At 71.9% G+C, this 26102-nt stretch carries 22 protein-coding genes; 13 read left to right on the forward strand and 9 right to left on the reverse strand.

Going from position 1 to position 26102, the window contains the following annotated elements:
• Positions 1-124 precede the first annotated feature (124 nt).
• The 4 genes from IE212_RS26180 to IE212_RS26195 all read right to left on the reverse strand — a co-directional run bounded on the left by IE212_RS26180 (position 125) and on the right by IE212_RS26195 (position 5710).
• Positions 125-1354 carry a branched-chain amino acid ABC transporter substrate-binding protein gene (locus IE212_RS26180; protein WP_190200414.1) on the reverse strand — a complete coding sequence of 410 codons (1230 nt, stop codon included), beginning with the start codon at positions 1352-1354 and terminating at the stop codon, positions 125-127.
• Between the two features lie 541 nt (positions 1355-1895).
• On the reverse strand, positions 1896-2768 hold the full coding sequence (locus IE212_RS26185) for a trypsin-like serine protease (RefSeq protein ID WP_190200415.1): 873 nt from the start codon (positions 2766-2768) through the stop codon (positions 1896-1898).
• A 118-nt stretch (positions 2769-2886) separates the two neighbouring features.
• Positions 2887-3375 carry a PaaI family thioesterase gene (locus tag IE212_RS26190; protein WP_190200416.1) on the reverse strand — a complete coding sequence of 163 codons (489 nt, stop codon included), beginning with the start codon at positions 3373-3375 and terminating at the stop codon, positions 2887-2889.
• A gap of 55 nt (positions 3376-3430) precedes the next feature.
• Positions 3431-5710, reverse strand: coding sequence for an FdhF/YdeP family oxidoreductase (locus IE212_RS26195; protein WP_190200417.1), 2280 nt, complete (start codon positions 5708-5710; stop codon positions 3431-3433).
• A 108-nt stretch (positions 5711-5818) separates the two neighbouring features.
• On the opposite strand from IE212_RS26195, the gene polA reads away from it, so the two are divergent.
• Both polA and IE212_RS26205 read left to right on the forward strand, forming a co-directional pair.
• Entirely contained in the window at positions 5819-8545 is a 2727-nt protein-coding gene (gene polA, locus IE212_RS26200) for a DNA polymerase I (protein WP_190200418.1), read from the forward strand.
• An 813-nt stretch (positions 8546-9358) separates the two neighbouring features.
• Positions 9359-9925 (forward strand): hypothetical protein, encoded by a 567-nt coding sequence (locus IE212_RS26205; RefSeq protein WP_190200419.1) that lies wholly within the window; start codon positions 9359-9361, stop codon positions 9923-9925.
• Here the strand turns inward: IE212_RS26205 and IE212_RS26210 are convergent.
• Positions 9843-10712 carry a DUF4184 family protein gene (locus tag IE212_RS26210; RefSeq protein ID WP_190200420.1) on the reverse strand — a complete coding sequence of 290 codons (870 nt, stop codon included), beginning with the start codon at positions 10710-10712 and terminating at the stop codon, positions 9843-9845. The two genes, IE212_RS26205 and IE212_RS26210, sit on opposite strands and share 83 nt — an antisense overlap.
• A 346-nt stretch (positions 10713-11058) precedes the next feature.
• On the opposite strand from IE212_RS26210, the gene IE212_RS26215 reads away from it, so the two are divergent.
• From IE212_RS26215 to pgfA, 3 genes are all read left to right on the forward strand, one after another.
• A complete protein-coding gene (locus IE212_RS26215) occupies positions 11059-12855 on the forward strand; it encodes a lytic transglycosylase domain-containing protein (protein ID WP_190200421.1) in 1797 nt (598 codons plus the stop codon).
• Between the two features lie 138 nt (positions 12856-12993).
• Complete coding sequence (locus IE212_RS26220) at positions 12994-13128, forward strand: SPW_0924 family protein (RefSeq protein WP_190200422.1); 135 nt, start codon at positions 12994-12996, stop codon at positions 13126-13128.
• A gap of 25 nt (positions 13129-13153) precedes the next feature.
• A complete protein-coding gene (gene pgfA / locus IE212_RS26225) occupies positions 13154-14146 on the forward strand; it encodes a cell envelope lipid trafficking protein PgfA (protein ID WP_190200423.1) in 993 nt (330 codons plus the stop codon).
• Here the strand turns inward: pgfA and hrpB are convergent.
• Together hrpB and IE212_RS26235 are read right to left on the reverse strand one after the other, a co-directional pair.
• Complete coding sequence (gene hrpB, locus IE212_RS26230; RefSeq protein WP_190200424.1) at positions 14136-16646, reverse strand: ATP-dependent helicase HrpB; 2511 nt, start codon at positions 16644-16646, stop codon at positions 14136-14138. The genes pgfA and hrpB overlap by 11 nt on opposite strands.
• Positions 16647-16650: 4 nt before the next feature.
• Positions 16651-17601, reverse strand: coding sequence for a class I SAM-dependent methyltransferase (locus IE212_RS26235; protein ID WP_373301431.1), 951 nt, complete (start codon positions 17599-17601; stop codon positions 16651-16653).
• Between the two features lie 224 nt (positions 17602-17825).
• Here IE212_RS26235 and rpsA point away from each other — a divergent pair, with 224 nt between their 5' ends.
• From rpsA to IE212_RS26255, 4 genes are all read left to right on the forward strand, one after another.
• Positions 17826-19325: a 30S ribosomal protein S1 gene (rpsA, locus tag IE212_RS26240; protein WP_030246602.1), complete on the forward strand. Its 1500-nt coding sequence runs from the start codon at positions 17826-17828 to the stop codon at positions 19323-19325.
• A 151-nt stretch (positions 19326-19476) separates the two neighbouring features.
• A complete protein-coding gene (locus IE212_RS26245; RefSeq protein WP_190200425.1) occupies positions 19477-20415 on the forward strand; it encodes a PAC2 family protein in 939 nt (312 codons plus the stop codon).
• A 125-nt stretch (positions 20416-20540) separates the two neighbouring features.
• Positions 20541-21161 carry a dephospho-CoA kinase gene (gene coaE, locus IE212_RS26250; protein WP_190200426.1) on the forward strand — a complete coding sequence of 207 codons (621 nt, stop codon included), beginning with the start codon at positions 20541-20543 and terminating at the stop codon, positions 21159-21161.
• 50 nt (positions 21162-21211) lie between these two features.
• Positions 21212-21592 carry a tetratricopeptide repeat protein gene (locus tag IE212_RS26255; protein ID WP_190200427.1) on the forward strand — a complete coding sequence of 127 codons (381 nt, stop codon included), beginning with the start codon at positions 21212-21214 and terminating at the stop codon, positions 21590-21592.
• A gap of 45 nt (positions 21593-21637) precedes the next feature.
• Here IE212_RS26255 and IE212_RS26260 read toward each other — a convergent pair whose 3' ends face one another.
• Entirely contained in the window at positions 21638-21901 is a 264-nt protein-coding gene (locus IE212_RS26260) for a DUF6343 family protein (RefSeq protein ID WP_190200428.1), read from the reverse strand.
• A gap of 159 nt (positions 21902-22060) precedes the next feature.
• On the opposite strand from IE212_RS26260, the gene IE212_RS26265 reads away from it, so the two are divergent.
• Positions 22061-22795, forward strand: coding sequence for a class I SAM-dependent methyltransferase (locus IE212_RS26265; RefSeq protein ID WP_190200429.1), 735 nt, complete (start codon positions 22061-22063; stop codon positions 22793-22795).
• A 66-nt stretch (positions 22796-22861) separates the two neighbouring features.
• Positions 22862-23326, forward strand: a complete 465-nt coding sequence (locus IE212_RS26270; protein ID WP_190200487.1) for a DoxX family protein — start codon at positions 22862-22864, stop codon at positions 23324-23326.
• Between the two features lie 96 nt (positions 23327-23422).
• On the opposite strand, the gene IE212_RS26275 is transcribed toward IE212_RS26270, so the two are convergent.
• Positions 23423-23962 (reverse strand): RNA-binding S4 domain-containing protein, encoded by a 540-nt coding sequence (locus tag IE212_RS26275; protein WP_190200430.1) that lies wholly within the window; start codon positions 23960-23962, stop codon positions 23423-23425.
• Between the two features lie 119 nt (positions 23963-24081).
• On the opposite strand from IE212_RS26275, the gene IE212_RS26280 reads away from it, so the two are divergent.
• A complete protein-coding gene (locus tag IE212_RS26280; protein ID WP_190200431.1) occupies positions 24082-24714 on the forward strand; it encodes an ArsR/SmtB family transcription factor in 633 nt (210 codons plus the stop codon).
• Positions 24711-26054 (forward strand): MFS transporter, encoded by a 1344-nt coding sequence (locus IE212_RS26285; protein ID WP_190200432.1) that lies wholly within the window; start codon positions 24711-24713, stop codon positions 26052-26054. The genes IE212_RS26280 and IE212_RS26285 overlap by 4 nt, the downstream gene beginning before the upstream one ends.
• The last annotated feature ends 48 nt before the right edge of the window (positions 26055-26102 follow it).

Here is a 26102-nt window from a genome sequence, read left to right on the forward strand (position 1 = left end):
GTCGCTGGTGGTCGTGTGCACTGGATGAGTGCGTGGTCGCGTGCTGTGTGGGGGTGTGAAAAGGGGCCGCGCGGTCGGGGTCGTCCTCCCGCGCGGCCCGTGGTGCGGCTATGTGGGGGCCGGACTACTGCAGGTCGGCGGTGCCGGTCTCGACGTCCTTCCAGGCGCCCTTCTCGACCTGGTACACCGTCAGCTGCTTGTTGGTGGTGTCGCCGTACTCGTCGAAGGAGATCTTGCCGGTGAGGCCTTCGAAGTCGGACTTCTGGACTCCGTCGACGACCTTGGAGCGCAGGTCGTTGATGTCGGTGGGCACCTTGCCGCCGTTGGCGTCGGCCGCGGCCTTGACGGCCTTGATGATGGCGGTGGTGGCGTCGTAGGCGTAGGCGCCGTAGGCGCCGTAGTCGCCCTTGTAGCCCTTGGACTTGTAGGTCTGGATGAACTGCTTGGCCGCGGGCAGGGTGTCGGCGGGGACACCGATGGCGGTGGCGAGGTCACCCTCGGAGGACTTGCCGGCTGCCTCGATGTAGGTGGAGGCGAACATGCCGTCGCCGCCGAACAGCGGGATCTTGACGCCGGCGTCCTTGAGCTGCTTGGTGATCAGCGCGGACTCGTCGTACTGGCCGCCGTAGTAGAGCAGGTCGGCACCGGAGTTCTTGATCTTCGTGACGAGGGAGCCGAAGTCCTTGTCGCCGGTGTTGACGTGGTCGGTGGCGACGACCTTGCCGCCCATCTTCTTGTACTGCTCGGCGAAGATCTTCGCCAGGCCGGCGCCGTAGGTCTGCTTGTCGTCGACGACGAAGGCCTTCTTCTTCTTGAGGCCGTTGTACGCGTAGCCGGCGGCGAAGCTGCCCTGCAGTTCGTCGGTGGTGGCGGTACGGAAGTACGTCTTGTAGGGGCGCTTCTTGTCCGTCTGCCAGTTCTTGCCCTGGGTCAGTTCGGGGTTGGTGTTCGCCGGGGAGATCTGGACCATGTTGGCCGAGGCGAAGACCTGCTGCATCGTCTGGGCGACGCCGGAGTTCAGGGGGCCGACGGCGCCGACGGCGGTCTTGTCGCCGACGATGCTGGTGGCGTTGGACTGGCCGGTGGCCGGCTGCGCCTTGTCGTCGAGGGCGGTGAGCTTGAATTTGACGCCCGGGACCCAGTTGTTCTTGTTGGCGTCGTCGACGGCGATCTGTGCGCCGTACTGGATGCCGAGGCCGGTGGTGGAGTTCTCACCGGAGAGGGGGGCGTCCACGCCGATGGTGAGCGTGGTGCTGTTCCCGCTGTCTCCGCCCTTGTCACCGCTGTCGTCTCGGGAGCCGCAGGCGGTGAGAGTCAGAGCTCCGGTCGTGAGAACGGAGGTAAGAATCACCAAGGAACGCTGTCGCACAATCAGTCCTTTCACAGGCAGGCCCCGCCCTGGTCGGGGGGTGAGTGCCGCGCTGGTACCGAACTCCCGATGGAGCGGTGACTGGCCGTGACTCTAAGCCCGGGATAAGGGCAGGGTCAGCGGCGCGGGCTGGCTTGTGACTTTCTTGTTATGACGTCGTGGATGCCCGGTCTCGGTGGCGGCCCCTCTCGGCGGGTTTGGTCGTTTTTGGCCGCTGTCCGCATTTTGAGAACGCGCACTTCCGGTTGGCCCTGGCCGAGATCGTGCGGTCGGCGGTGCGCGGGCGACGCGGACAAGATCGGAAAGGGCGTGGGAATGGGCGCGGCCGAAGACGAAACCGTGATGCCGCATTGCGTGCTTGTTACGCAGCGTTACGCCGTGGAAAGAAGTGTGGGCGTCGAGGGGAGTTCCGGAGCCATCGGGAAAGGCGATTCGGCTCGGATGGCGGGCATGGCGACGCCCCGCCGCTCCGGGGCGGGGCCCGGTGCGGCGGGGCGGTCGGTGGTGCGGTGCGGCCGTCGCGGGGCTACGGCAGCTGTGTGAAGGGCGACAGGAACGCGCGGGCGCCCGGGGTGTCCAGACGGTAGGTCACGTTGGTGGCGTAGCAGGGGGTGTCGCCGGTGATGGTGGTGGCGGCGAGGATGCGTTTGCCGCCGATCGTCGCGAAGTTGGGGCCGCCCGAGTCGCCGTAGCAGGCACCGCCGTTGCCCTGCGGCGCGGTCATGGCGAGGCGGGCCCAGGAGTCGTTGAGGGCGTCGAAGGTGACGGGTGCCTTCATGCGGACGCCGCCGCCGGGGTGGGTCTGGCCGCCGGGGCCGCCCACGGCCTCCTGGGTGCCGTATCCAACGACGGTCCAGTCGGTGTCGTTGAGGCCTCGCGGGCCGAGTCTGCCGAGCTGGTTCGCGGTGGGCAGGGCGGCCGGGGTGAAGGTCCAGCGGGCCTTGACCGCGGCGGCGGAAAGCTGGACCACCGAGATGTCGTGGGTGTCGGAGGCGGGCCCCGGGTAGTCCGGGTGCGAGTGGGCCGTGCCGGGGACGGCGACGGCGGCGGCCTGCGCGGCCGGGTCGCCGGGGTGCTTCTTCGCCGCGGCGTCGAGCCCGGCCTGCACGTCCTGGTCCAGGGACACGTAGAACCGCACGTTGTCCGGCCAGTCGGTGGTGCAGTGCGCGGCGGTCAGGAAGGTGTCCCGGTCGATCATGGTGCCGGAGCAGACCCAGTCGACCCGGTCGGGGGTCGCGGGGTCGCCGTCGTTGTCCCAGGTGGCCACGAGCGCGCCGACCTCGGTGCGTTCGGGGGCGGGCGTGGCGTTGTAGGAGTTGATGGCGGAGGACGGCAGCGCGGTGGCGAGCACGGCGGCGCATGCCGTGGCGGTGACGGCGATGGCACGTACGGTGGTCAAGAGAAACCCTTCTAGGGGTGGGACGGGTCTTCTCCTGTGGGGGTGGAGCGTCAGTGAAGCGCCTGGCGGCGGCCGCTACAAGGGCACGGCCGCCTCTCCAGGGTTTTCCCTATGTCGCTCAGCTCGCGGAACGGATGAGTGCCTCGTCGCCCGGCTGCACGTCGCGCAGCAGACAGGTCAGCCTGGCGGTGCACACCCTCTTGTCGTTCTCGTCGGTGATGACGATCTCGTATGTGGCGGTCGAGCGCCCCCGGTGCACGGGCGTGGCCACACCGGTGACGAGGCCGGAGCGCACCCCGCGGTGGTGGGTGCAGTTCAGGTCGACGCCCACGGCGATCTTGGAGCTGCCGCCGTGCAGCATCGACCCGATGGAACCGAGGGTCTCGGCCAGCACCGCGGAGGCCCCGCCGTGCAGCAGGCCGTAGGGCTGGGTGTTGCCCTCGACGGGCATCGTGCCGACCACCCGGTCCGCCGAGGCCTCCGAGATCTGGACGCCCATCCGGGATCCGAGGTGGCCCGCGGAGAACAGGGCCAGGAGGTCCACGCCGAGCGCCGCGTACTCGTCGATGACCTCTTGCGGGAACTTCACATGCTGCTGCTCACCCATGGGGCCCTGCTCCGTTCGTGCTCGTCGATCGGCTGCCTCGCTGCTGAGCGAACGCTCAGTCGGTGGCCGATTGTTCCAGACGCACCACGACGGACTTGCTGGCCGGGGTGTTACTGGTGTCCGCGGTGGCGTCCAGCGGCACCAGCACGTTGGTCTCCGGGTAGTACGCGGCGGCGCAGCCCCGGGCCGTCGGGTAGTGCACGACCCGGAAGCCGGGCGCCCTGCGCTCCACGCCGTCCTTCCACTCGCCGACCAGGTCGACGTAACCGCCGTCCGCCAGGTCCAGGGCCCGCGCGTCCTCGGGGTTGACCAGCACCACCCGGCGGCCGCCCCGGATGCCCCGGTAACGGTCGTCGAGGCCGTAGATCGTGGTGTTGTACTGGTCGTGCGAGCGCAGCGTCTGCAGCAGCAGGCGGCCCTCGGGCAGCTCGGGGTACTCCACGGGCGCGGCGGTGAAGTTGGCCTTGCCGGTGGCCGTGGGGAAGCGGCGTTCGTCGCGCGGGGCGTGGGGGAGTGCGAAGCCGCCGGGGCGGGCCACCCGTGCGTTGAAGTCCTCGAAGCCGGGGATCACGCGGGCGATCCGGTCCCGGATCGTCGCGTAGTCCTTCTCGAACTCCTCCCAGGGCGTGGCGCTGTCCTCGCCCAGCACGCGGCGGGCCAGGCGGCAGACGATGGCCGGCTCGGACAGCAACTGCCGGCTCGCGGGCTCCAGTCGGCCCCGCGAGGCGTGCACCATGCCCATCGAGTCCTCGACCGTGACGAACTGCTCGCCGCCGCCCTGCAGATCGCGCTCGGTCCGGCCGAGGGTGGGGAGGATCAGGGCACGCGCGCCCGTGACCGCGTGCGAGCGGTTCAGCTTCGTCGACACGTGCACGGTCAGCCGGGCCCGGCGCATGGCCGCCTCGGTGACCTCCGTGTCGGGGGACGCCGATACGAAGTTGCCGCCCATGGCGAAGAAGACCTTGGCCTCGCCGTCCCGCAGGGCGCGGATGGCCCGTACGACGTCGTAACCGTGCTCGCGCGGCGGGGCGAAGCCGAACTCCCGCTCCAGCGCGTCCAGGAACGCCGGTGCGGGGCGTTCGAAGATGCCCATCGTGCGGTCGCCCTGCACGTTGGAGTGGCCGCGCACCGGGCACACGCCCGCGCCCGGGCGGCCGATGTTGCCGCGCAGCAGCAGGAAGTTGACCACTTCCCTGATCGTGGGCACGGAGTGCTTGTGCTGGGTGAGGCCCATCGCCCAGCAGACGATGGTGCGCCGGGAGGCGAGGACCATGCCGAGGGCCTTCTCGATGTCCTCCCGGTTGAGGCCGGTCGCCTCGAGCGTCTCGTCCCAGTCGGCGGCGCGGGCGGCCTCGGCGAACTCCTCGTAGCCGTGGGTGTGCTCCCGTACGAACGCCTCGTCGACCGCGCCCTCCGTCTCCAGGATCAGCTTGTTGAGGAGACGGAAGAGGGCCTGGTCGCCGCCGATGCGGATCTGCAGGAACAGGTCGGTGAGGGCGGCGCCCCTGAGCATGCCCTGCGGGGTCTGCGGGTTCTTGAATCGCTCCAGGCCCGCCTCGGGCAGCGGGTTGACGCTGATGATGCTCGCGCCGCCCGCCTTGGCCTTCTCCAGGGCGGAGAGCATGCGCGGGTGGTTCGTGCCCGGGTTCTGGCCGGCGACGATGATCAGATCGGCCTTGTACAGGTCCTCCAGCAGGACGCTGCCCTTGCCGATGCCGATCGTCTCCGACAGGGCGGAGCCGGACGACTCGTGGCACATGTTCGAGCAGTCGGGCAGGTTGTTCGTACCCAGCTCGCGGGCGAAGAGCTGGTAGAGGAACGCGGCCTCGTTGCTGGTGCGGCCGGAGGTGTAGAAGACGGCCTCGTCCGGGGAGCCGAGGGCGGCGATCTCCTCGGCGACGATGTCGAAGGCGCGCTCCCAGGTGACCGGCTCGTAGTGCGTGCCCCCGTCCGGAAGGTACATGGGGTGGGTGAGGCGCCCCTGCTGTCCCAGCCAGTAGCCGCTGCGGCCGGCCAGGTCGGCGACCGGGTGCGCGGCGAAGAACTCGGGCGTGACCCGGCGCAGGGTGGCTTCCTCGGCGACGGCCTTCGCGCCGTTCTCGCAGAACTCGGCCCGGTGCCGGTGCTCCGGCTCCGGCCAGGCGCAGCCCGGGCAGTCGAAGCCGTCCTTCTGGTTCACGCTCAGCAACGTCAGCGCGGTGCGCTTCACACCCATCTGCTGCCTCGCGACACGCAGCGTGTGCCCGATCGCGGGGATCCCCGCTGCCGCGTGCTGCTTCCCGGTGACCTGCGGCGCATCCTGAACCGGATCACTCTTGGGCGGCTTCGACGCCATCGCACGCTCCTCTTCGACTGCGCAGTGAGGTCAGTGTCCGATCCTCGCACGGGCCGGTGACATCGGGGGTGGGGTGGAGTGTCAGTGGGGCGTGGCAGGATCGGGTACGTGGCAGAGACAGCATCGAAGACGACCGACAAGACCTCCGGCGGCAGCCGTCCGCGACTGATGCTCATGGACGGGCACTCGCTGGCCTACCGCGCGTTCTTCGCGCTGCCGGCGGAGAACTTCACCACCGCGACGGGCCAGCCGACGAACGCGATCTACGGCTTCGCGTCGATGCTGGCCAACACGCTGCGCGACGAGGCGCCCACGCACTTCGCGGTCGCCTTCGACGTCTCCCGCAAGACCTGGCGGTCGCAGGAGTTCACCGAGTACAAGGCGAACCGCTCCAAGACCCCCGACGAGTTCAAGGGGCAGGTCGAGCTGATCTGCGAGCTCCTCGACGCGATGGGCGCGGCCCGCTTCGCGGTCGACGGCTTCGAGGCGGACGACGTCATCGCCACCCTCGCCACCCAGGCCGAGGCCGAGGGCTTCGAAGTGCTGATCGTCACCGGTGACCGGGACTCCTTCCAGCTGGTCAGCGAGCACACCACGGTGCTTTACCCGACCAAGGGCGTCTCCGAGCTGACCCGCTTCACCCCGGAGAAGGTGTTCGAGAAGTACGGGCTGACGCCCGCCCAGTACCCCGACTTCGCGGCCCTGCGGGGTGACCCCTCCGACAACCTGCCCGGCATCCCCGGCGTCGGGGAGAAGACGGCCGCGAAGTGGATCAACCAGTTCGGCTCCTTCGCGGAACTCGTCGAGCGGGTGGAAGAGGTCAAGGGCAAGGCCGGCCAGAACCTCCGCGACCACCTGGAAGCGGTCAAGCTCAACCGCCGGCTCACCGAGCTGGAGCGCCGGGTGGAGCTGCCCAAGGGCGTCGCCGACCTGGAGCGGGCCGCCTACGACCGCAAGGCCGTCGCGACGGTCCTCGACACCCTGGAGATCCGCAACCCCTCCCTGCGCGAGCGGCTCTTCGCCGTCGACCCCGGCGCCGAGGAGGCCGAGACCACCCCGATCAGCACGGATGGCGTGCGGCTGGACGGCACGGTGCTCGGCACCGGCGAGCTGACCGCCTGGCTCACCGAGCACGGCACCCAGCCCCTGGGTGTCGCCACCGTCGACGCCTGGGCACTGGGCACGGGCTCCGTCGCCGAGGTCGCCCTCGCCGCCCCCGGCGGACCGGCCGCCTGGTTCGACCCCTCCCAGCTGGACGAGGCCGACGAGAAGGCGTTCGCGGCCTGGCTCGCCGACGCCGGCCGGCCCAAGATCCTGCACAACGCCAAGGGCGCCATGCGCGTCTTCGCCGAGCACGGCTGGAGCGTCGAGGGCGTGACCATGGACACCGCCCTCGCCGCCTACCTGGTCAAGCCGGGCCGCCGCTCCTTCGACCTGGACGCGCTCTCCCTGGAGTACCTGCACCGCGAGCTGGCCCCCGCCGCCGCGGCCGACGGCCAGCTCGCCTTCGGCGCGGACGACGCCGCCGAGGCCGAGGCCCTGATGATCCAGGCCCGCGCCGTCCTCGACCTGGGTGAGGCCTTCGAGAGCCGCCTGGAGGAGGTGGGCGCCGCCGACCTGCTGCGCGACATGGAGCTTCCCACGTCCGCGCTGCTCGCCCGCATGGAGCGGCACGGCATCGCGGCCGACCGGGCCCACCTGGAGGCCATGGAGCAGATGTTCGCCGGCGCCGTCCAGCAGGCGGTGAAGGAGGCCCACGCCGCGGCCGGGCACGAGTTCAACCTGGGCTCGCCCAAGCAGCTCCAGGAGGTCCTCTTCGGCGAGCTGGCCCTGCCCAAGACCAAGCGGACCAAGACCGGCTACACCACGGACGCCGACGCGCTCGCCTGGCTCGCGGGCCAGACGGACAACGAGCTTCCGGTGATCATGCTCCGCCACCGCGAGCAGGCCAAGCTCCGCGTCACCGTCGAGGGCCTGATCAAGACGATCGCCGCGGACGGCCGGATCCACACCACGTTCAACCAGACCGTCGCCGCCACCGGCCGCCTGTCCTCGACCGACCCGAACCTCCAGAACATCCCCGTCCGCACCGACGAGGGCCGGGCGATCCGCCGTGGCTTCGTCGTGGGCGAGGGCTTCGAGTCCCTGATGACGGCCGACTACAGCCAGATCGAGCTGCGCGTGATGGCGCACCTCTCCGAGGACGAGGGCCTGATCGAGGCCTTCACCTCCGGCGAGGACCTGCACACCACGGCCGCCTCCCAGGTCTTCGCGGTCGAGCCGGCCGCGGTGGACGCCGAGATGCGCCGCAAGATCAAGGCCATGTCGTACGGCCTGGCCTACGGACTGTCCGCCTTCGGCCTCTCCCAGCAGCTGAACATCGAGGCGGCGGAGGCCCGCGCCCTGATGGACGCCTACTTCGAGCGGTTCGGCGGCGTACGGGACTATCTGCGCCGGGCGGTCGACGAGGCCCGGGCGACGGGTTACACGGCGACGCTCTTCGGACGCCGCCGCTACCTGCCCGACCTCAACAGCGACAACCGGCAGCGCCGCGAGGCCGCCGAGCGGATGGCCCTGAACGCTCCCATCCAGGGCACCGCGGCCGACATCGTCAAGATCGCCATGCTCAAGGTGGACAGCGCGCTGAAGGAGGCGGGTCTGACCTCCCGCATGCTGCTCCAGGTCCACGACGAGATCGTCCTGGAGGTCGCCCCGGGGGAGCGCCCGGCCGCCGAGGAACTCGTGCGCCGCGAGATGGCGAACGCCGTCCGGCTCCGCGTCCCCCTGGGCGTCTCGGTGGGCGCGGGGCCGGACTGGGAGTCGGCGGCCCACTGAGGGGTTCCTTCACCATGCCCGCCCGGGTCGCGCGGCCCGGCACCGCGACTCGCCGCGTTGCCCAAACGCCTGCGTGGCTCCTCCCCCAAGCCCTCGGCTTCGCTCGAGCAGGGGCCCCCATCGAAGGCGCTCCGGCGCCATGCGATGCACGGCACCGGACCACGCGACCTGATCGGGCGCTCCCAGTGAAAGGACCCGTAAGGCCTGCCGCGACAGTGGCCTCGTCGCCCGGAGGGCGGCGGAGGCCACCAACAGGCCCCGGCGGGAGTCCGGGAAGTCGCGCCGTCCGCCCGAAGGGGCGGGTCCCCGCGGCGAGCGTGCGCGCCGGACGTCGCGGAGCCGGCGGGACTTCGCGAACACCTCCTTCCCCGAGCGCGCCGCCCCGGCAGTCCCGGAGCAGTGGGAGGCGGGGTGCCCTTGGCCCCCGTGCGGGGCCGGGGCACCGGTTCGCGTGCCCTGTGGGGGTGCATCCGTGTGGTCCCCGTGTGGGGCCGGGGCACCGGTTCGGGTGTCCCGTGGGGGTGCATCCGTGTGGTCCCCGTTGTGGGGCCGGGGCACCGGTTCGCGTGCCCTGTGGGGGTGCATCCGTGTGGTCCCCGTTGTGGGGCCGGGGCACCGGTTCGGGTGTCCCGTGGGGGTGCATCCGTGTGGTCCCCGTTGTGGGGCCGGGGCACCGGTTCGCGTGCCCTGTGGGGGCGCATCCGCGCGGTCCCCGCGCGGAGCCGGGGCACCCGTCCGCGCGCCCCGTGGGGCATCACCCGCGTGGCCCCCGAGAAGGCGCCCCCGGCCACGGCGATCGCGAGGATGCGGGGCATGGGTATACGCACGCTCCTCCGCCGCACGGCACCAGGCGTGGCACGCCCGCCGGTCCCGGTCTTCGCGGCCGCAGCAAGCACCCTCCGTGTCCGCGTCACACCGGCCACTGTCCTGCGCCGCACCACGGCGGACCTCCGCCGGCGCCTGGCCCCCGGACGGCGGCCGGCCGACACCACCCGCACAGGCGCCCCCGGCATAGGCGCCACCGGCACAGGTCCCGCGTCCGCCTCCGGCCCCCTCGACGTCACCGGCCCCCTCGACGTCACCGGCCCACTGGCCCTGCCTGCCGTCACCGACCCCGCGAACCGCGCGGGCACGCCCGCTCCGCCCCCACGCGGCGGCACGCCGGACGCCCCCGTCAGGCCCTCCGGCCCCTGGGCCGGCCTGGCCCGCGGCTACCTGACCCTCGTCCTCGTCCTGCGGCCACGGCCGCGCTCCGCGGGCACCATCACGGTGTTCATCGTGCGGACGACCGATTCCCTCAGCGGACCACCGGACGGCTCGGCTCGGGGTCACCGGCGTGCCCAGGACCGTCCGGGACCCGCACCGGACGCCACGCCCTGACCCCCACGGCGTACAGCAGCAGCGCCGGGACGAGCCCCGCACCGGCGCCGAAGCACACCGTGGGAATGATCTCCCACGGCTTCGCGGCCGAGCCCCAGCAGGCCCACCACCGCGCCGCCCGCTGCACCGCCCCTAGCAGCGCGAAACCGCCGATCACCGCACCGGCCGCCCACCGGTCCCGCGCCGACAGCACGGCGATCCCCACCGGCATCCCCACCGGCTCGCGCGCAGTCGTCCGCCGCAGCCCCAGCGTCACGAACACGGCGATCACGACCGCGGCCACCGCCGAACCGCCGTACTGCAGGTACCAGTACAGCGGCGAGCCCGCCACCTCCCGGCCCAGCACCGGAAACAGCCGCATTCCCCACCGGTCGAGGTGGGTGAACGCGTCCCACACGACGTGCGTCAGCGCGCCCAGTACCGCGGACACGTACCACCACAGCACCAGGGACGGCCGCACCCGCGCGCGCGGCGCCCCACACCGCAGCAGGGCGGCCACCCGTCCCTGCCGGGCCCGCGGCAGCAGCGCCACCAGCGGCTCGCGCACCAGCAGCCACAGTCCCACCAGCGTCCAGGCGACCAGCACGTCGACCGTGAACACGCCCGGCAGCGAGTGCGTGACGTCACCGAACTCCATCGCCCCGGACACCACGCTCGCCGCGTAGTAGGTCATGTCGGGCGCGAAGGAGCCCGCCACGAGTACGGCCGGCACCAGCGGGCCCCGGCCGGTGCCGTCGGTGCGCACGGCGGGCAGCACGGCAGCCGCGTGGCTCAGTGTGAAGGGCAACTCGGCTCCTCGTGACGGTCGTTGCCAGGGAGAACGGAGGGGCCCAGTATGCGGGATCCCGGTCATCGGCCGTCCGCCGTGCCCGCCACATGAGTAACTGGTGAAAAACGGGCACGAACGGGTGCCCGGGCAAAGGAACTTGTCGTAGGGTCGCCAGGGTCACCGTGCCGGGGGCCGGAATCCTGCCGGCCGGAGGGCAACCACCCGGCCCGGTCGATCGTCACAACAGAGCGAACGCAACAACAGAACGCGTACGCATCACAAGAGCACGAACGCGGCACAGCAGCACGACAGCGCGCGACAGGCGGAGACGGGCGCTCGGGCGCCCACGGGAGGGGTTCACTCTATGGCGGCGCAATTCGGCAGGAGGCTGCGCAAGGGGGCGGCAACCACCGCCGTGGCCGCGGTAGCGGTCGCGGCCCTGTCCGCCTCCCAGGCTCCGGGCGTGAACGACCACGGCAGACAGACCGCCGCGGACGCCATGCCCTCACCCGACGCGAGCTCCTCCGACGGCAGCGCCACCGGCAACTCGCCGTACTTCACGGACCTGCCGCCGCTCAACAGCCCCAACCCGTCGCCGAGCACCGGAACCGGCCCCGTCGCTCCCGGTGCCACCGAGGCGGGCATTCCCGCCACCGTCCTCGACGCCTACAAGAAGGCCGAGGCCGCACTGCGCGAGAGCAAGCCCGGCTGCAACCTGCCCTGGCAACTCCTCGCGGCCATCGGCCGGGTGGAGTCCGGCCAGGCCCGCGGCGGCCGGGTCGCCGCCGACGGCACCACCATCTCACCGATCCTCGGCCCGCAGCTCGACGGCAACGGCTTCGCCCTCATCAAGGACACCGACAACGGCGCGTACGACGGCAACAGCGCCTACGACCAGGCCGTCGGGCCCATGCAGTTCATCCCGTCCACCTGGGCATGGGCGGGCCGCGACGGCAACGCCGACGGCAAGAGGGACCCCAACAACGTCTACGACGCCGCGCTCGCCGCCGGCCACTACCTCTGCCGCAACAACTGGGACCTGTCCGACCAGGGTGACCTCGACCGGGCGATTCTCAGCTACAACCAGTCGCGGGAGTACCTGAACCTCGTCATGAGGTGGCTGGAGTACTACCGCAAGGGCACGCACGAGATCCCCGACGGCACCGGCACGCTGCCCGGCAACCGCAGCGACGGCACGACCGGGGTGAGCCCCACGCCCTCGACTCCGAAGACGCCGAAGACGCCCAAGACGCCCAAGACGCCCAAGACGCCCAAGACGCCGAGTACACCGAACAGGCCGGCTCCGGGCGGCCCGAAGCCCGCGCCCAGCCCCGGGCCCGAGAAGCCCGGCGGGGGCGGCACGACCACCCCCAAGCCGCCCACCGACCCCGGCGGCACCCCGAGCGCCCCGCCCTCCACACCTCCCGAGACCCCCACGGACAGGGTGCACCACCTGGAGGACGCCGGCACCGCGAAGCTCACCGCGATGGCCGGCGACACGTTCGACCGGCGGATCGGCACCCGTGCGGAGACCAGGTCGGGCGAGGCCGTCGGCAAGGTCAGGATCCGCTTCACGATCGTCGGCGACACCGACACCACCTTCACCGGCGGCGAGAGCGTGGCCACGATCGCCACCAACAGCTCCGGCGTCGCCGTGGCGCCCGCTCTCCAGGCGGGCGAGAAGACGGGCGACGTCACCGTCCGGGCCACCGTCGTGGGCCGTGTGCTCCCGGGCCTCGACTACACGGCCACCGTCACCGAACGGGCCGCCGACAAGCTCGCCCGCACCGCTGACACCGCGCTCACCTGCATCCCGGGCGGCGAGTTCACCGGCCAGGTCGAGGTGAAGGCCACCTACCAGGGCGCCGTCGCGGACGGCGTCGCGGCCACCGCCACGCTGATCAAGTCGGCGGACGACCCCACCGCCAACGACAAGGGCCCGTACTTCAAGGACGCCGACGGCAAGGCCGTACGCACCCTGGCGGGCCTCAAGACGGACGCCAAGGGCCTGCTGAAGCTGCCGAAGCTGTACGCGGACGACACGACCGGCACGTTCCTGCTGCGCGTCACCACCGCGGGCGGAGCGACCCTCACGGCCGAACTGACCGTGGCGGCGGCCGAGGCGTCCTCGCCCAGCCCGTCGGCCAGTCCGAGCGCGTAGCCCCCGGACGGCACCGGCGACGCCCCTCCCCAGGGAGGGGCGTTCGTTGTGTGTGCAACGTGTTCTCATCCCGGCCGCCCGTTGCTACCGTGCCAGAAAGCTGACGATGCATCAGCTCAAGCCGTGGGGAGGCCCCGTATGCGCGCCCTCGTAGCCGCCGCCACCGGTCTCGCCGTCGCCTTCGCCGTGGTACTCACGCTGACCGCCCTCGGCACGTCCTCGGGCGGCACGTCCCCGAAGCCGCTGCTGACGACGGTGCCCGCACACCCCTGACCGCCCGCCCGGGAGGGAGGCCGAGATGCGCCGCAAGGCCGGCCTGGTCCTGCTCGCCCTCGCCGTGTTCTTCGCGGCACTGTCCCCGCTGCTGCGCTGGTACGCCTTCCCGCGCCTCGCCAAGGTCCCGGCCAACCACTACCAGGACATGGTCCTGGAGGCGGAGAACGCCACCCTCCTCGACTACGGCACGATGCGGGCGAAGAAGGTCCCCAAGGTCACCATCGTGCAGACCCTCAAGGGCGACGTCGAAGCCTCCGAGCGGATCGAGGAGTCGGCCGGCCGGGACGTGGTCGTCTGGGACGGCCTGTCCTACGTCGTCGGCCCCGACGGCAGGATGGTGTCCAGGATCCCCGAGCGCTACATCTTCGACGCCCACACCCAGGAACCCGTCCGCGCCACCGGCGAGATGGTCGACGGCGATCCGGTGCGCCGCGAGGGCATCGAGTTCAAGTGGCCCTTCCTCACGGAGAAACGGAACTACGAGTACTTCGACGCCCAGGCCCGTGTCACCGCCCCCATCCACTACAAGGGCACCCGGGACTTCCGCGGCCTGGAGGTGTACTACTTCGAGCAGACCATCCCCTGGACCAAGGTGAGGATCCCCAAGACCCTGCCCGTCGAGGGCCTCACCCCCGAGGCGGTCGCCGAGACCGGCACCACCCGCTGGTACACCACGGTCCGCAGGTTCTGGGTCGAACCCCTCACCGGCGCCCCCGTCTACGGCGAGGAGCTCCACCGGGAGGAACTGCGCGGCGGCGCGCTCCTCGGCGACCGCGCCAAGGTGACCGCGTTCGCCGGACACGTGAAGATGCGGGAGGACTACATCACCCACACCGTCGACCTGGTGAAGTCCCAGCGCCTGCTCATCCTGCTGATGACGTCCTGGCTGCCCTGGGGCTCCCTCACCCTCGGCCTGCTCCTGCTGGCCCTCGCGCTGTATCTCGAGGCCCGAAGCCGCCGCCCCTCCGGTCCGGCCCCCGCGTCGGCCGGGGAACCGTCGCCGGTCAGCGCCTGAGGCGGGCGTTGGTGTGCCGGGTCGGCTCGGCTGCGGCCGGATCCTGCGGCCACGGATGCTTCGGATACCGCCCGCGCAGCTCCGCCCGTACGCCCTGGTAGCCGTCCCTCCAGAAGGAGGCGAGATCGGCCGTGACGGCGGCCGGCCGCCCGGCCGGGGAGAGCAGATGCACGAGCAGCGGCACACCGGCGACCCGTGGCGACTGCTGGAGCCCGAACATCTCCTGCAACTTCACGGCGAGCACCGGCTGTTCGGGCCGCGCGTAGTCGATCCGGATCCTCGACCCGCTTGGCACGGTGATCCGCTCCGGGGCGAGCTCGTCGAGCCGCCCGGCTTCTCCGGACGCCCAGGGCAGCAGCCGCGCGAGCGCCTCCCCGGCATCGATCCGGGCCAGATCCGCCCGCCGCCGTGCCCGGCTCAGCTCCGGCTCCAGCCACTCCTCCACGCGCGCGTGCAGCGCGCCGTCGGACACATCGGGCCAGGGCTCCCCGAGATGCAGCCGCAAGAACGCGAGCCGCTGCCGCAGCACACCGGCCTCCGCCGGCCACCGCAGCAGCCCGAACCCCTCCCGCCGCAGCCCCTCCAGCAGCGCGTCGCGTACGAGCCCTGGGTCCGGGTCCGTCAGCGACCGCACCGACAGCTCCACGGCGCCCAGCCGCTCCACCCGCCGCGCCACGACGTCCCCGCCGTCCCAGCGCACCTCGTCCCGGACCTCCAGCAGCGCCCCCGCGGCGAGCCGGGCCACGTCCTCGTCGACGACAGCCCCGAGCTGCACGCGCGCGTGGCCCTTCCCGACGGGCCGGTCGGCCACCGCGACACTGATCCAGTCCGCGCCACTCAGTCCACTGCCCGCACCGGCCTCGGCGCGCGTCCCGGACAGCATCAGGTACGACCCGCCGTCTGCCCTGGCGACCCGCTCGGGGAAGGCGAGGGCGGCGACCAGCCCGGCTTGCCGATCCTCCGAGTGGCTGCGGTCACGGGCGGGCGGGCGGGAAACCTCCGCACCCACGGCCCGCAGCCGCCGAACCTCACTCCGCCACCGCGCGGCATAGGCGTCACCCCCACGCCGAGCACGCCGCAAGGCTACGGCCAGATCATCCCCGTACTCCCGGGGCGCCTCCTCGCTCAAAAGGGCGACGACCTCCGCCGCCACATCGGAGCCCACGAACGGCACCGAATCCACCAACGCCCGCCCCAACCGGGGGTGCACCCCCAGCCGGGCCAGAGCAACCCCCCGCTCCGTGGCCCGCCCGACGTCGTCAACCGCCCCCACGGCCGCCAGAACACCCCGCGCCGCCGCCATGGCCCCAACCGGCGGCGCATCCAGCAGCGCCAGCCCGGACGCCTCCGGATCCCCCCAGCACGCCACCTGCAACGCGAACGCCGTCAGATCGGCCACCTTGATCTCCGGCGAGGGAAAACGCGGCAGACGCGCGTCCTCGGCCTCCGCCCAGCACCGGTACACCGCCCCCGGCGCCTCACGCCCGGCCCGCCCCGCCCGCTGCCGCCCGGCCGCCTGTGACGCCCGCACCGTCGTCAGCGCACTCAGCCCCCGCGCGTGGTCGACCCGCGGCTCGCGCGCGAGTCCCGAGTCCACGACGGTCCGCACCCCCGGCACCGTCAGTGACGACTCAGCGACGGACGTGGCCAGCACCACCCGCCGCCGCTCCCCGGGCATCAGCACCGCGTCCTGCACGGCGGCCGACGCCCGCCCGTGCACCCGCAGCACGTCCACATCACCGAGCCCCGCGAGCTGCCCGGCCACCCGGGTGATCTCCCCGACGCCCGGCAGGAAACACAGCACGTCCCCGTCCCGCTCGGCCAGCGCCCGCCGCACCACCGACGCCACATGCGACAGCAGCGCCGGGTCGACCCGCATCCCGTGCGGCGGCCGTACCGGGCGTACCGGCGGCGCCCAGACGACCTCCACCGGATGCGAGGCACCCCGCGCCTCCACCACCGGCGCACCGCCCAGCAGCCGCGCCCACCCCTGCGCGTCCGTCGTCGCCGACGCGGCCACCAGCCGCAGCTCCGGCCGCAGGGTCTCCCGGACGTCCCACAGGAAGGCCGCCGCCGTGTCCGCGTCCAGATGCCGCTCATGGCACTCGTCGAGCACCACCACGTCCACGCCGGACAGCTCCTGGTCGCGCTGCAGCCGCTGGAGCAGTACACCGGTCGTCACGACCTCCACGCACGTGTCCCGCCCGGTGACCCGCTCCCCGCGCACCGTGTAACCGACGCATCCGCCGGTCTTCTCGCCCAGCAGCCACGCCATCCGCCGCGCCGCCGCCCGGGCCGCGATCCGCCGCGGCTCGGCCACCACCACCCGCCGCCGGGGCCCGTCCCCGAGCAGCCCCGCCAGCGCCAGCGGCACCAAGGTGGTCTTGCCGGTGCCGGGCGGCGCGACGAGCACCGCGGTGCCGTGGGCGTCCAGGGCCTCGGTCAGGCCGGGCAGGGCATCGCGTACGGGCAGATCGGCCAGGGCGTCGTAACGGATCACGCACTCAGTCTCGTACGCACACGAAGATCGCCGTCCCCGGGATCAGGTTCCCGCGCAGCGGCGACCAGCCGCCCCACTCGGAGGTGTTCCAGGCCGGCCACTCCGGCTCCACCAGGTCGACCAGCCGGAAACCCGACGCCACGACGTCCCGGACGCGGTCGCCGAGCGTGCGGTGGTGCTCCACGTAGACCGCGCGGCCCTGCTCGTCCTGCTCGACGTAGGGCGTGCGGTCGAAGTACGACGACGCCACCGACAGCCCCTCCGGCCCCGGCTCGTCGGGGAAGGCCCAGCGGATCGGATGCGTCACGGAGAAGACGAGACGGCCCCCGGGGCGCAGCACCCGGCGCACCTCGCGCAGGACCTGACGCGGGTCCGCGACGAAGGGCAGCGCCCCGTACGCCGAGCAGGCCAGGTCGAAGGAGCCGTCGGCGAAGGGCAGCGCACCGGCGTCGGCGCACACCAGCGGGAACGAGCCGCCGATGCGCAGCGCGTGCTGCAGCTGCCGGTGCGAGATGTCCAGCGCCACCGGACGCGCCCCCTGGGCGGTCAGCCAGCGCGAGCACTGGGCGGCGCCGGCCCCGAGCTCCAGGACGTCCTTGCTCTTCAGCTCCTCCGGCGGGCCGAGCAGCTCGGCCTCCACCTCGTCCAGCCCCTCGGGGCCCCAGACGAAGCGGTCGTCGCCGAGGAAGGTGCCGTGCTCGACCTGGTACTCGTCCGCGTTGCGGTCCCACCAGCCACGATTGGCGCGGGAGCTCTCCGTGACCCCGGCGGCACGCCGGGTGGCCTCGGGTTCGGACGCTTCGGGCTCTTGGATGATCGGCTCCCTGGTCGTACTCTTCCGTCCAGCCGGTCCCGAGGGGTCGCGAAGGGGGCTCCGCCCGCCCCTCGTGGCCTCGAACGACACGACTTGTGCCGGGTATGCGACGTTCCACCCCGCGTGGGCGGCTTCGCGCATTGACCCTGCCCGGCTGCCCCCGTATGCTACAAGTTGCGCTGCGGGCCTGCGCACCTCAGACGTAGCAGGCTGCGCTCGCATCTGTATGTATGTCCCCTCGGTTGTCGAGGCGCCACCGTTTCTGAGATGGCGCTTCCTAGGCTGTCCGGCTTCTGCAGAGCGAAACGGGCTCCCGGCGTAGCAGTACCTACGACTTCAATGTCCGTACCGGAGCCCTTTCCCACATGACGAGCAGCACCGAGACCACCGCCACCACCCCGCAGGTAGCGGTCAACGACATCGGTAACGAGGAAGCCTTCCTCGCCGCGATCGACGAGACGATCAAGTACTTCAACGACGGCGACATCGTCGACGGCGTCATCGTGAAGGTCGACCGGGACGAGGTCCTGCTCGACATCGGTTACAAGACCGAAGGTGTGATCCCGAGCCGCGAGCTCTCGATCAAGCACGACGTCGACCCGAACGAGGTCGTCGCCGTCGGTGACGAGATCGAGGCCCTCGTCCTCCAGAAGGAGGACAAGGAAGGCCGCCTGATCCTCTCGAAGAAGCGCGCCCAGTACGAGCGTGCCTGGGGCACCATCGAGAAGATCAAGGAAGAGGACGGGATCGTCACCGGTACCGTCATCGAGGTCGTCAAGGGTGGTCTCATCCTCGACATCGGCCTCCGTGGCTTCCTCCCGGCCTCCCTGGTCGAGATGCGCCGCGTCCGCGACCTCCAGCCCTACGTGGGCAAGGAGCTCGAGGCGAAGATCATCGAGCTGGACAAGAACCGCAACAACGTGGTCCTGTCCCGCCGTGCCTGGCTGGAGCAGACCCAGTCCGAGGTCCGCCAGACGTTCCTCACCACCCTCCAGAAGGGTCAGGTCCGTTCCGGCGTCGTCTCCTCGATCGTCAACTTCGGTGCCTTCGTGGACCTGGGTGGCGTCGACGGTCTGGTCCACGTCTCCGAGCTGTCCTGGAAGCACATCGACCACCCGTCCGAGGTCGTCGAGGTCGGCCAGGAGGTCACCGTCGAGGTCCTCGACGTGGACATGGACCGCGAGCGCGTCTCCCTGTCGCTGAAGGCGACCCAGGAAGACCCGTGGCAGCAGTTCGCCCGCACCCACCAGATCGGCCAGGTCGTGCCCGGCAAGGTCACGAAGCTGGTTCCGTTCGGTGCGTTCGTCCGCGTGGACGAGGGCATCGAGGGTCTGGTCCACATCTCCGAGCTGGCCGAGCGCCACGTGGAGATCCCGGAGCAGGTCGTCCAGGTCAACGACGAGATCTTCGTCAAGGTCATCGACATCGACCTCGAGCGCCGCCGCATCAGCCTCTCGCTGAAGCAGGCCAACGAGTCCTTCGGTGCCGACCCGTCGGCGGTCGAGTTCGACCCGACCCTGTACGGCATGGCCGCGTCCTACGACGACCAGGGCAACTACATCTACCCCGAGGGCTTCGACCCCGAGACCAACGACTGGCTCGAGGGCTACGAGAAGCAGCGCGAGGAGTGGGAGCGCCAGTACGCCGAGGCGCAGCAGCGCTTCGAGCAGCACCAGGCGCAGGTCATCAAGTCCCGCGAGGCCGACGCCCAGGCCGAGGCCGAGGGTGCCGGCTCCGCCGGTGCGGCTCCGGCCGCGTCCGGTGGCGGTTCGTACTCCTCCGAGGGCCCGGACAACTCCGGCGCGCTGGCCTCGGACGAGGCGCTGGCCGCGCTGCGCGAGAAGCTGGCCGGCGGCCAGAGCTGACGCCCGCTGAGCAGTAGTTCCTGACTGAGGGGCCGTACCTTCCGAGGTGCGGCCCCTCGGCGTTGCCCGGAGATCATGTATCTCCTCCCCGGGGGAATGCCCGTATCCGTAAGGGCGTTGTGCTGTACGGACACGAGGAGGAGCGGTCACTGTGCTTGATCCGCAGGGTTTGTACGCATGGGAGCCGAAGGGACTGGCCGCCGTCGACATGGCGCTGGCCCAGGAGTCGGCCGGTCTTGTCATGCTCTACCACTTCGACGGATACATCGACGCGGGGGAGACGGGCGACCAGATCGTCGACCGGGTGCTCGACTCGCTGCCCCACCAGGTCGTCGCCCGCTTCGACCACGACCGGCTGGTGGACTACCGGGCCCGCCGCCCGCTGCTGACGTTCAAGCGCGACCGCTGGAGCGACTACGAGGATCCCGCCATCGAGGTGCGGCTGGTGCAGGACGCCACCGGAGCGCCCTTCCTGCTGCTGTCCGGCCCCGAGCCGGACGTGGAGTGGGAGCGTTTCGCCGCGGCCGTGAAGCAGATCGTCGAGCGGCTCGGCGTCCGCCTGTCGGTCAACTTCCACGGCATTCCCATGGGCGTCCCGCACACCAGGCCCGTCGGCCTCACCCCGCACGGCAACCGCACCGACCTCGTTCCGGGGCACCGCAGCCCGTTCGAGGAGGCGCAGGTGCCCGGCAGCGCCGAGTCCCTCATCGAGTACCGCCTGCTCCAGGCGGGACACGACGTCCTGGGCGTGGCCGCTCACGTCCCGCACTACATCGCCCGCTCCCCCTACCCGGACGCGGCCCTGACGGTCCTGGAGGCCATCACGGCGGCGACCGGACTGGTCCTGCCCGGCATAGCGCACGCCCTGCGGTCGGAGGCCCACCGCACCCAGACGGAGATCGACCGGCAGATCCGCGAGGGCGACGAGGACCTCACGGCGCTCGTCGAGGGCCTGGAGCACCAGTACGACGCGGTCGCGGGAGCCGAGTCCCGCGGCAACATGCTCGCCGAGCCGATGGACATCCCGTCCGCGGACGAGATCGGCAAGGAATTCGAAAAGTTCCTGGCAGAACGGGAAGGCGACAACTGACCGCCGTGCCGCGCCCCCCAAGGGGCGCGGGGAACTGCGCGACCAGCCCAAACACGGCCCGCACGCCGAAGCCGACCCGCACCACCCCGGACCGCCTCCCCAGCGGAGCGTCTAGGCTGCGGCTCATGCTGAAGGTGGGCCTGACCGGCGGTATCGGCGCCGGCAAGAGTGAGGTGTCACGGCTGCTCGTGGAATGCGGCGCCGTGCTGATCGACGCGGACCGTATCGCACGGGAGGTCGTCGCACCGGGAACCCCGGGGCTCGCCGCGGTCGTGGAGGCCTTCGGCGAGGAGGTACTCGCCGCCGACGGCAGCCTGGACCGGCCGAAGCTCGGCTCCATCGTCTTCGCAGACGCGGCGAAGCTCGGCACCCTCAACGCGATCGTGCACCCCCTGGTGGGCGCCCGCTCCCGCGAGCTCGAAGAGGCCGCCGCCGAGGACGCGGTCGTCGTCCACGACGTCCCGCTCCTCACGGAGAACGGCCTGGCACCGCTGTACGACGTCGTGATCGTCGTCGACGCGAGCCCCGAGACCCAGCTCGACCGGCTCGTCCGGCTGCGCGGCATGAGCGAGGAGGACGCCCGGGCGCGGATGGCCGCCCAGGCGACCCGGGAACAGCGCCGGGAGATCGCGGACGTCGTCATCGACAACGACGTCCCGCTGGAGCGTCTGGAGCACCGGGTCAGGGACGTCTGGGCCGAGCTGGAGCGCAGGTCACAGACGTCCCGGCCGACCCCTCAGGAATAGCGGCCCCTCCGGGGAGCGTTGAATCCGTCCCAGGAGGGAAGGACTCTGCCGTGCCCGAGACCAGCGGTTGGAACGGACGTACCCCGGAGACCGACGTCATCGACTACCGCGCCGCGGAGCAGCTGCTCGCGGCGCGCGACCCGCGGGGCGCGGTGAAGCTGCTCGACGAGGTCGTCGCCGCGCACCCCGAGAACACCGCCGCGCGGCTGCTGCGCGCGCGGGCCTTCTTCGCGGCGGCCCAGCTGAGGTCCGCCGAGCTGGAGTTCTCCCTCGTCCTCGAGCGCGAGCCGGACAACGCGTTCGCGCACTTCGCGCTCGCTCGCACCTATGAGCGGCAGAGCCGCCCCGACCGAGCCCAGCGGCATTTCCGCCTGGCCGCCGCACTGGACCCGAAGCCGGAATTCCTCAAGGCGGCGCGCTTCGACTCGTGAGCCTCGTCGCCCCGGGTCCGGACCGTCCGGGTCCGGCGGTCCGCCCTAGGGACGGTCGTCCGGCGGCCGGTACGGCGGGATGTCGCGGCCGGGCTGGAAGTGCGGGCCCTGGCGGATGCGCCTGAGGACGACGGCGAGGTCGATCGTCACGACCACCAGCAGCACGCCGCAGGCGATGGCCCACCCGGCGCGCCCCACCACCGCGAACGCCACCGTCCCGAAGAGCGCCCACACCAGACCCCACACACTCAGCCACAGCCGTGCCCGCAGGGCACTGCGCGCAGTCCTCGGCTCACTGCCTGTACGCATCGCGATCTCCGCTCCTTATCGCACCGTACTCTCCGGCGCGACGGCTGACCATCAGGGGAAGCCCGCCCCCGCGGCACTCCGCTCACTCGAACGGGTGAAGAGGGTCGAAGGGGGAACTGACGTGCGGGCGCGGCCCGTTGGGCGGGCATGGAGCTGAGAATGCGAGAGGGGTACGAGGGGACAGGTCCGGGGGCCATCACACCGGACGGCTGCGCGGTGGAGCTCTACTCGCGCCTCCCCATCGGGGACGAACCCGACGTCATCGCGGCCGCGGTGCCCGAGGGAGCGCGCATCCTCGAGCTGGGCAGCGGGGTCGGGCGCATGACGCACGCGCTGCTGGAGCGCGGCTTCACGGTCACGGCGGTGGACGAGTCCGCCGAGATGCTGGAGCGCGTGCGCGGAGCGCGGACGATCCGCGGTCCTGTCGAGGAGCTCGACCTGGGCGAGAGGTTCGACGTGGTGCTACTCGCGTCGTTCCTCGTGCACGCCGGGGACGCCGAGGTCCGGCGGGGACTGCTGCGTACCTGTGTGCGCCATGTCGCGGAGGGCGGCAGTGTGCTGATCCAGCGGGAGGGCGAGGACTACCACACGAAAGTGCCGCGCGAGCGGGTCGACCCCAGCGGCTTCACCGTACGGATCGTGTCGTCCGAGCCGGTCGGCGACGGAGTCAACTCGGTGCGAGCGGAGTACGAGTTCCCGGACGCGGTCTGGACCCAGACGTTCCGCGCCCGCCCGCTGAACAGGGAACAGTTCGAGGAGGCACTGGAGGAGACAGGACTGAGGGTAGCCGAGTACCTGACGGACGACCGGATATGGGTGAGGGCGGTGCCGACGGCCCAGGCGGCCAGGACGCGTGAGGGTCGTACGGGGCGGAATTCTGCCGGAAGGCGATGAGTTCCGCGGGCCGTGGCGGTCTACCCCTGCGACACCACCACGGACCGCTTCCCGCAGGAGACCTCCATGCCCGAGACCACCGCTTCCGTCGCTGCCGCCGCCTCCGCCCCGGACCGGGCCGTCATCGCCGGGCCGGCGACCGCCCGTGGGCGGCGTGCCCGGATCGCGCTGCGCGGTCTGCAGGTGCTGCTCGCCCTCTTCTACGCGATCGCCAGTGCTCTGCCCAAGCTGATCGGACACCCCTCGGCTGCCGAGTCGTTCGCCGAGCTCGGCTGGGGCAGCGTGGGGATGTACACGGTCGGTGCCCTTGAACTGGCCGGAGCCATCGCCCTGTTGGTCCCGGTGCTCCAGTCGGTGGCGGCGATGGCGCTGAGCGCGCTGATGGTGGGCGCGTTCGTTGTGCAGACAGCCGTGTTCGACGGGGAGCACGCGGCGACGCCGCTGATCCTGATGGTGCCGCTCGCCCTCATCGCGTGGGCGCGGCGGCGGCACAACGCGGATCTCGTGCGACTGCTGCGTCGACGGGCGTGACAGAGCAGGGCGAGGGAGCGGCGATCTCCGATCCGGCGAGGCCGTGAGGGCCGGCCGCTGGAATCCGCGGACCCGCCGCGCCCGCGTAACGGCCCGCTACGGCCGCGGCCTGCCCGAGCCGCTACCGAGGTCACCGCCGGCGCCGGAGCCGGGCCCTCCACCGGGACCGGTCAGACCCCGCAGGCGTTCCATCTCGCGGCGGTCGCGCTTCGTCGGGCGGCCCGCGCCCCGGTCCCGGATCCCTGCGGGGGCGACGGCCTCGCGCGGCGGGGGCGGCGGGGAGTTGTCGACGTAGCACTGGACGGCCACAGCGGCGCCGACGCGCTTGCGGGTCAGCCGGGTGACGATCACGATCCGCTCCCGGCCCTCGTGCCGCAGGCGTACCTCGTCACCGACGCGTACGGCGTGGGCGGGTTTCACACGCTCGCCGTTGACCCGTACGTGGCCGCCCCGGCAGGCGGTGGCACCCATGGAACGGGTCTTGACCAGACGGACGGACCAGATCCAGCTGTCGACGCGGACGGTCTGGCCGCTCTGCGGCCCGGCGGCCTCGGCAGCGGCGATCGCCGCGGCGACCTTCGGATCCAGAGTCCTCGCCTCGCCCGCCCCGTCGCACTCCGCACCTTCAGAAGCCATGTCCCCGACCTTAGCCCTCCGGGCCCCCTGTCCAGCCGAAAGCGCCCTCTCCCACCTTCCCAAAACAAGTTTTGCAAAAACTCTTTTGGTAAATGCCCGTCCAGATCTACCCTCCCGGCATGGACGGCGACGAACACAAGCGCGTACTGGACCCCGAGCACGACACCGCAGCCCTGAAGGCCCTCACCCATCCACTGCGGATCCGGCTCCTCGGGCTGCTGCGGCTGGACGGGCCTGCCACGGCGAGTGAACTGGCCGCGCGGACGGGGGAGTCCTCGGCCTCGGCCAGTTACCACCTGCGAGTGCTGGCGAAGTACGCGTTCATCGCCGAGGCGGAGCACCGCGACGGCCGGGAGCGGCGCTGGCGGGCGCTGCACACCGTGACGTCCTGGAGCAACGAGTCGATGGAGTCATCCGCGGCGGGACGTGCCTTCCTCACTCTGTCGCGGCGGCGGCAGATCGAGCACCTGGAGGCGTCGCTCGCCCGGCACGAGGCGGACATGGCCGCCGGGCGGTTCGGCCAGGAGTGGGTGGAGCCGTCCGGCATCAGCGACCTCATGCCCAGGCTGACGGCCACGTCGCTCACCGAACTCTGGGACGCCCTGGGCCGGAAGCTGGAAGAGCTGACGGCCCGGGACGCGGACGACCCCCACGCCGAGAACGTCATGTTCCTCATCGCCGGGCTGCCGCTCGCCCCGCACGACCGCTCAGACACGGACCACGAGGACACGGATCGCGGGGGCGCCTCATGACCCAGCAGCCCGAGCCGCCCGAGATGCGGACCGCTCGCCGCCGCTACGTCATCGTCTGCGCGCTCTTATGGATGCCATCGGGTATCGGCCTGGCCTCGATGGTCCTGCTGTTCAGCGAGCGCGGCATGTCCCTGGCCACGATCGCCGGGCTCTTCGCCGCCCAGTCGCTGACCGTGGCCGCGCTGGAGCTGCCCACGGGCGGGCTCTCCGACGTCCTCGGGCGCCGGCCTGTCCTGGCTATGGCCGGTGTGCTCAACGTGGTGGCCTGCGTCCTGGTCGGCCTCGGCACCACCGCGTCGGTGCTCGCCGCCGGCCTGGTGCTCATGGGCGTGGCCCGGGCCCTGGCCAGCGGCACGGCCGAGGCCTGGTACGTCGACACCGTCCAGGAGCGCTCCGGACCGGCCGCCGAGCTGCGCACGGGCCTGGCCCGGGGTGGTTCCGCGACCTCCGCCGCGCTCGCGGCCGGCATGCTGCTCGGCGGCGCCCTGCCCTGGCTGCTGGGTCTGGGGCCCGACCTCGGCGCCCGCCTGAACGAGGCGACGTCCGGCGCGGTACTGCCGCTGTCCGTTCCCATGCTGCTGGGAGCCGCCGTCAGGGTCGCCTTCGTCTGTTACGTGCTGGCCGTCCTGCGGGAACCGCCGCGACCGCCGGCCACCCTGCGCTCGGCGCTGCGCGGCGTCCCGGGCACTGTCCTGGGCGGACTGCGGCTGGGCGGCCGGGACGTGCTGGTCCGTCGGATCCTGCTCACCGCGGCGGCCGTGGGCTGCGCCCTGGCCACCATCGAACTGCTCGTCCCGGGCCGCACCGTCGAGCTGACAGGAGCGCCCGGCTCCGGAGCGATGGTGTACAGCGCGCTCGCCTGCGCGGGCTTCGTCTGCAACGGTCTCGGGAGCCACCTCGCGCCGCTCGCCGCCAGGGTCGCGGGCAGTGGCGAGCGGGCGGTGCTGGTCTGTCTCGGCACGGGCGCGGTCGGCATGCTGCTGCTCGGTGTCACCGCGGCCGCGACCACGGTGCACTCGCTCGCCATGCCCCTCGCAGCCGTCGGCTTCTGCTTGCTCTACCTCGGCATCGGCGCCGGGTCCCCGAACCAGAACGAACTGCTGCACCGGCGCGTCACCGGAGCCGGCCGCGCCACCGCCCTGTCCGTCCAGTCCCTTGCCCTGCAGCTGGTCGGCGCGCTCACCGGCCTGGTCGTCGGGGCGTTGCGGCCGGGCCCGTTGCCGTGGCTGCTGACCGGTGCGGCGCTGTTGTTTTCAGCCCTGCTCTGGCTACGCCGCGTCGAGGCGCGGTCCGTCCCGGGCACGATCACCACCTCGGGCTCGCGCAGCGGCGTGTCCTGAGTCTTCCGCCTCCCGGCGGGGGAGCGGTGGCCACCGCCGCCTACGGTG

The sequence above is a fragment of the Streptomyces djakartensis genome (assembly GCF_014651075.1).
Classification (GTDB): Bacteria; Actinomycetota; Actinomycetes; order Streptomycetales; family Streptomycetaceae; genus Streptomyces; species Streptomyces djakartensis.

What these genes read in the sequence shown, in the direction of transcription:
- IE212_RS26270 (WP_190200487.1), top strand. Translation starts at nt 22,862, where the DNA reads ATGCCCGAGACCACCGCTTCCGTCGCTGCCGCCGCCTCCGCCCCGGAC.
- IE212_RS26220 (WP_190200422.1), top strand. Translation starts at nt 12,994, where the DNA reads ATGCGCGCCCTCGTAGCCGCCGCCACCGGTCTCGCCGTCGCCTTCGCC.
- IE212_RS26260 (WP_190200428.1), bottom strand. Translation starts at nt 21,901, where the DNA reads ATGCGTACAGGCAGTGAGCCGAGGACTGCGCGCAGTGCCCTGCGGGCA.
- IE212_RS26215 (WP_190200421.1), top strand. Translation starts at nt 11,059, where the DNA reads ATGGCGGCGCAATTCGGCAGGAGGCTGCGCAAGGGGGCGGCAACCACC.
- IE212_RS26280 (WP_190200431.1), top strand. Translation starts at nt 24,082, where the DNA reads ATGGACGGCGACGAACACAAGCGCGTACTGGACCCCGAGCACGACACC.
- pgfA (WP_190200423.1), top strand. Translation starts at nt 13,154, where the DNA reads ATGCGCCGCAAGGCCGGCCTGGTCCTGCTCGCCCTCGCCGTGTTCTTC.
- IE212_RS26235 (WP_373301431.1), bottom strand. Translation starts at nt 17,601, where the DNA reads ATGCGCGAAGCCGCCCACGCGGGGTGGAACGTCGCATACCCGGCACAA.
- IE212_RS26190 (WP_190200416.1), bottom strand. Translation starts at nt 3,375, where the DNA reads ATGGGTGAGCAGCAGCATGTGAAGTTCCCGCAAGAGGTCATCGACGAG.
- coaE (WP_190200426.1), top strand. Translation starts at nt 20,541, where the DNA reads ATGCTGAAGGTGGGCCTGACCGGCGGTATCGGCGCCGGCAAGAGTGAG.
- rpsA (WP_030246602.1), top strand. Translation starts at nt 17,826, where the DNA reads ATGACGAGCAGCACCGAGACCACCGCCACCACCCCGCAGGTAGCGGTC.
- IE212_RS26285 (WP_190200432.1), top strand. Translation starts at nt 24,711, where the DNA reads ATGACCCAGCAGCCCGAGCCGCCCGAGATGCGGACCGCTCGCCGCCGC.
- IE212_RS26195 (WP_190200417.1), bottom strand. Translation starts at nt 5,710, where the DNA reads ATGGCGTCGAAGCCGCCCAAGAGTGATCCGGTTCAGGATGCGCCGCAG.
- IE212_RS26275 (WP_190200430.1), bottom strand. Translation starts at nt 23,962, where the DNA reads ATGGCTTCTGAAGGTGCGGAGTGCGACGGGGCGGGCGAGGCGAGGACT.
- IE212_RS26205 (WP_190200419.1), top strand. Translation starts at nt 9,359, where the DNA reads ATGGGTATACGCACGCTCCTCCGCCGCACGGCACCAGGCGTGGCACGC.
- IE212_RS26265 (WP_190200429.1), top strand. Translation starts at nt 22,061, where the DNA reads ATGCGAGAGGGGTACGAGGGGACAGGTCCGGGGGCCATCACACCGGAC.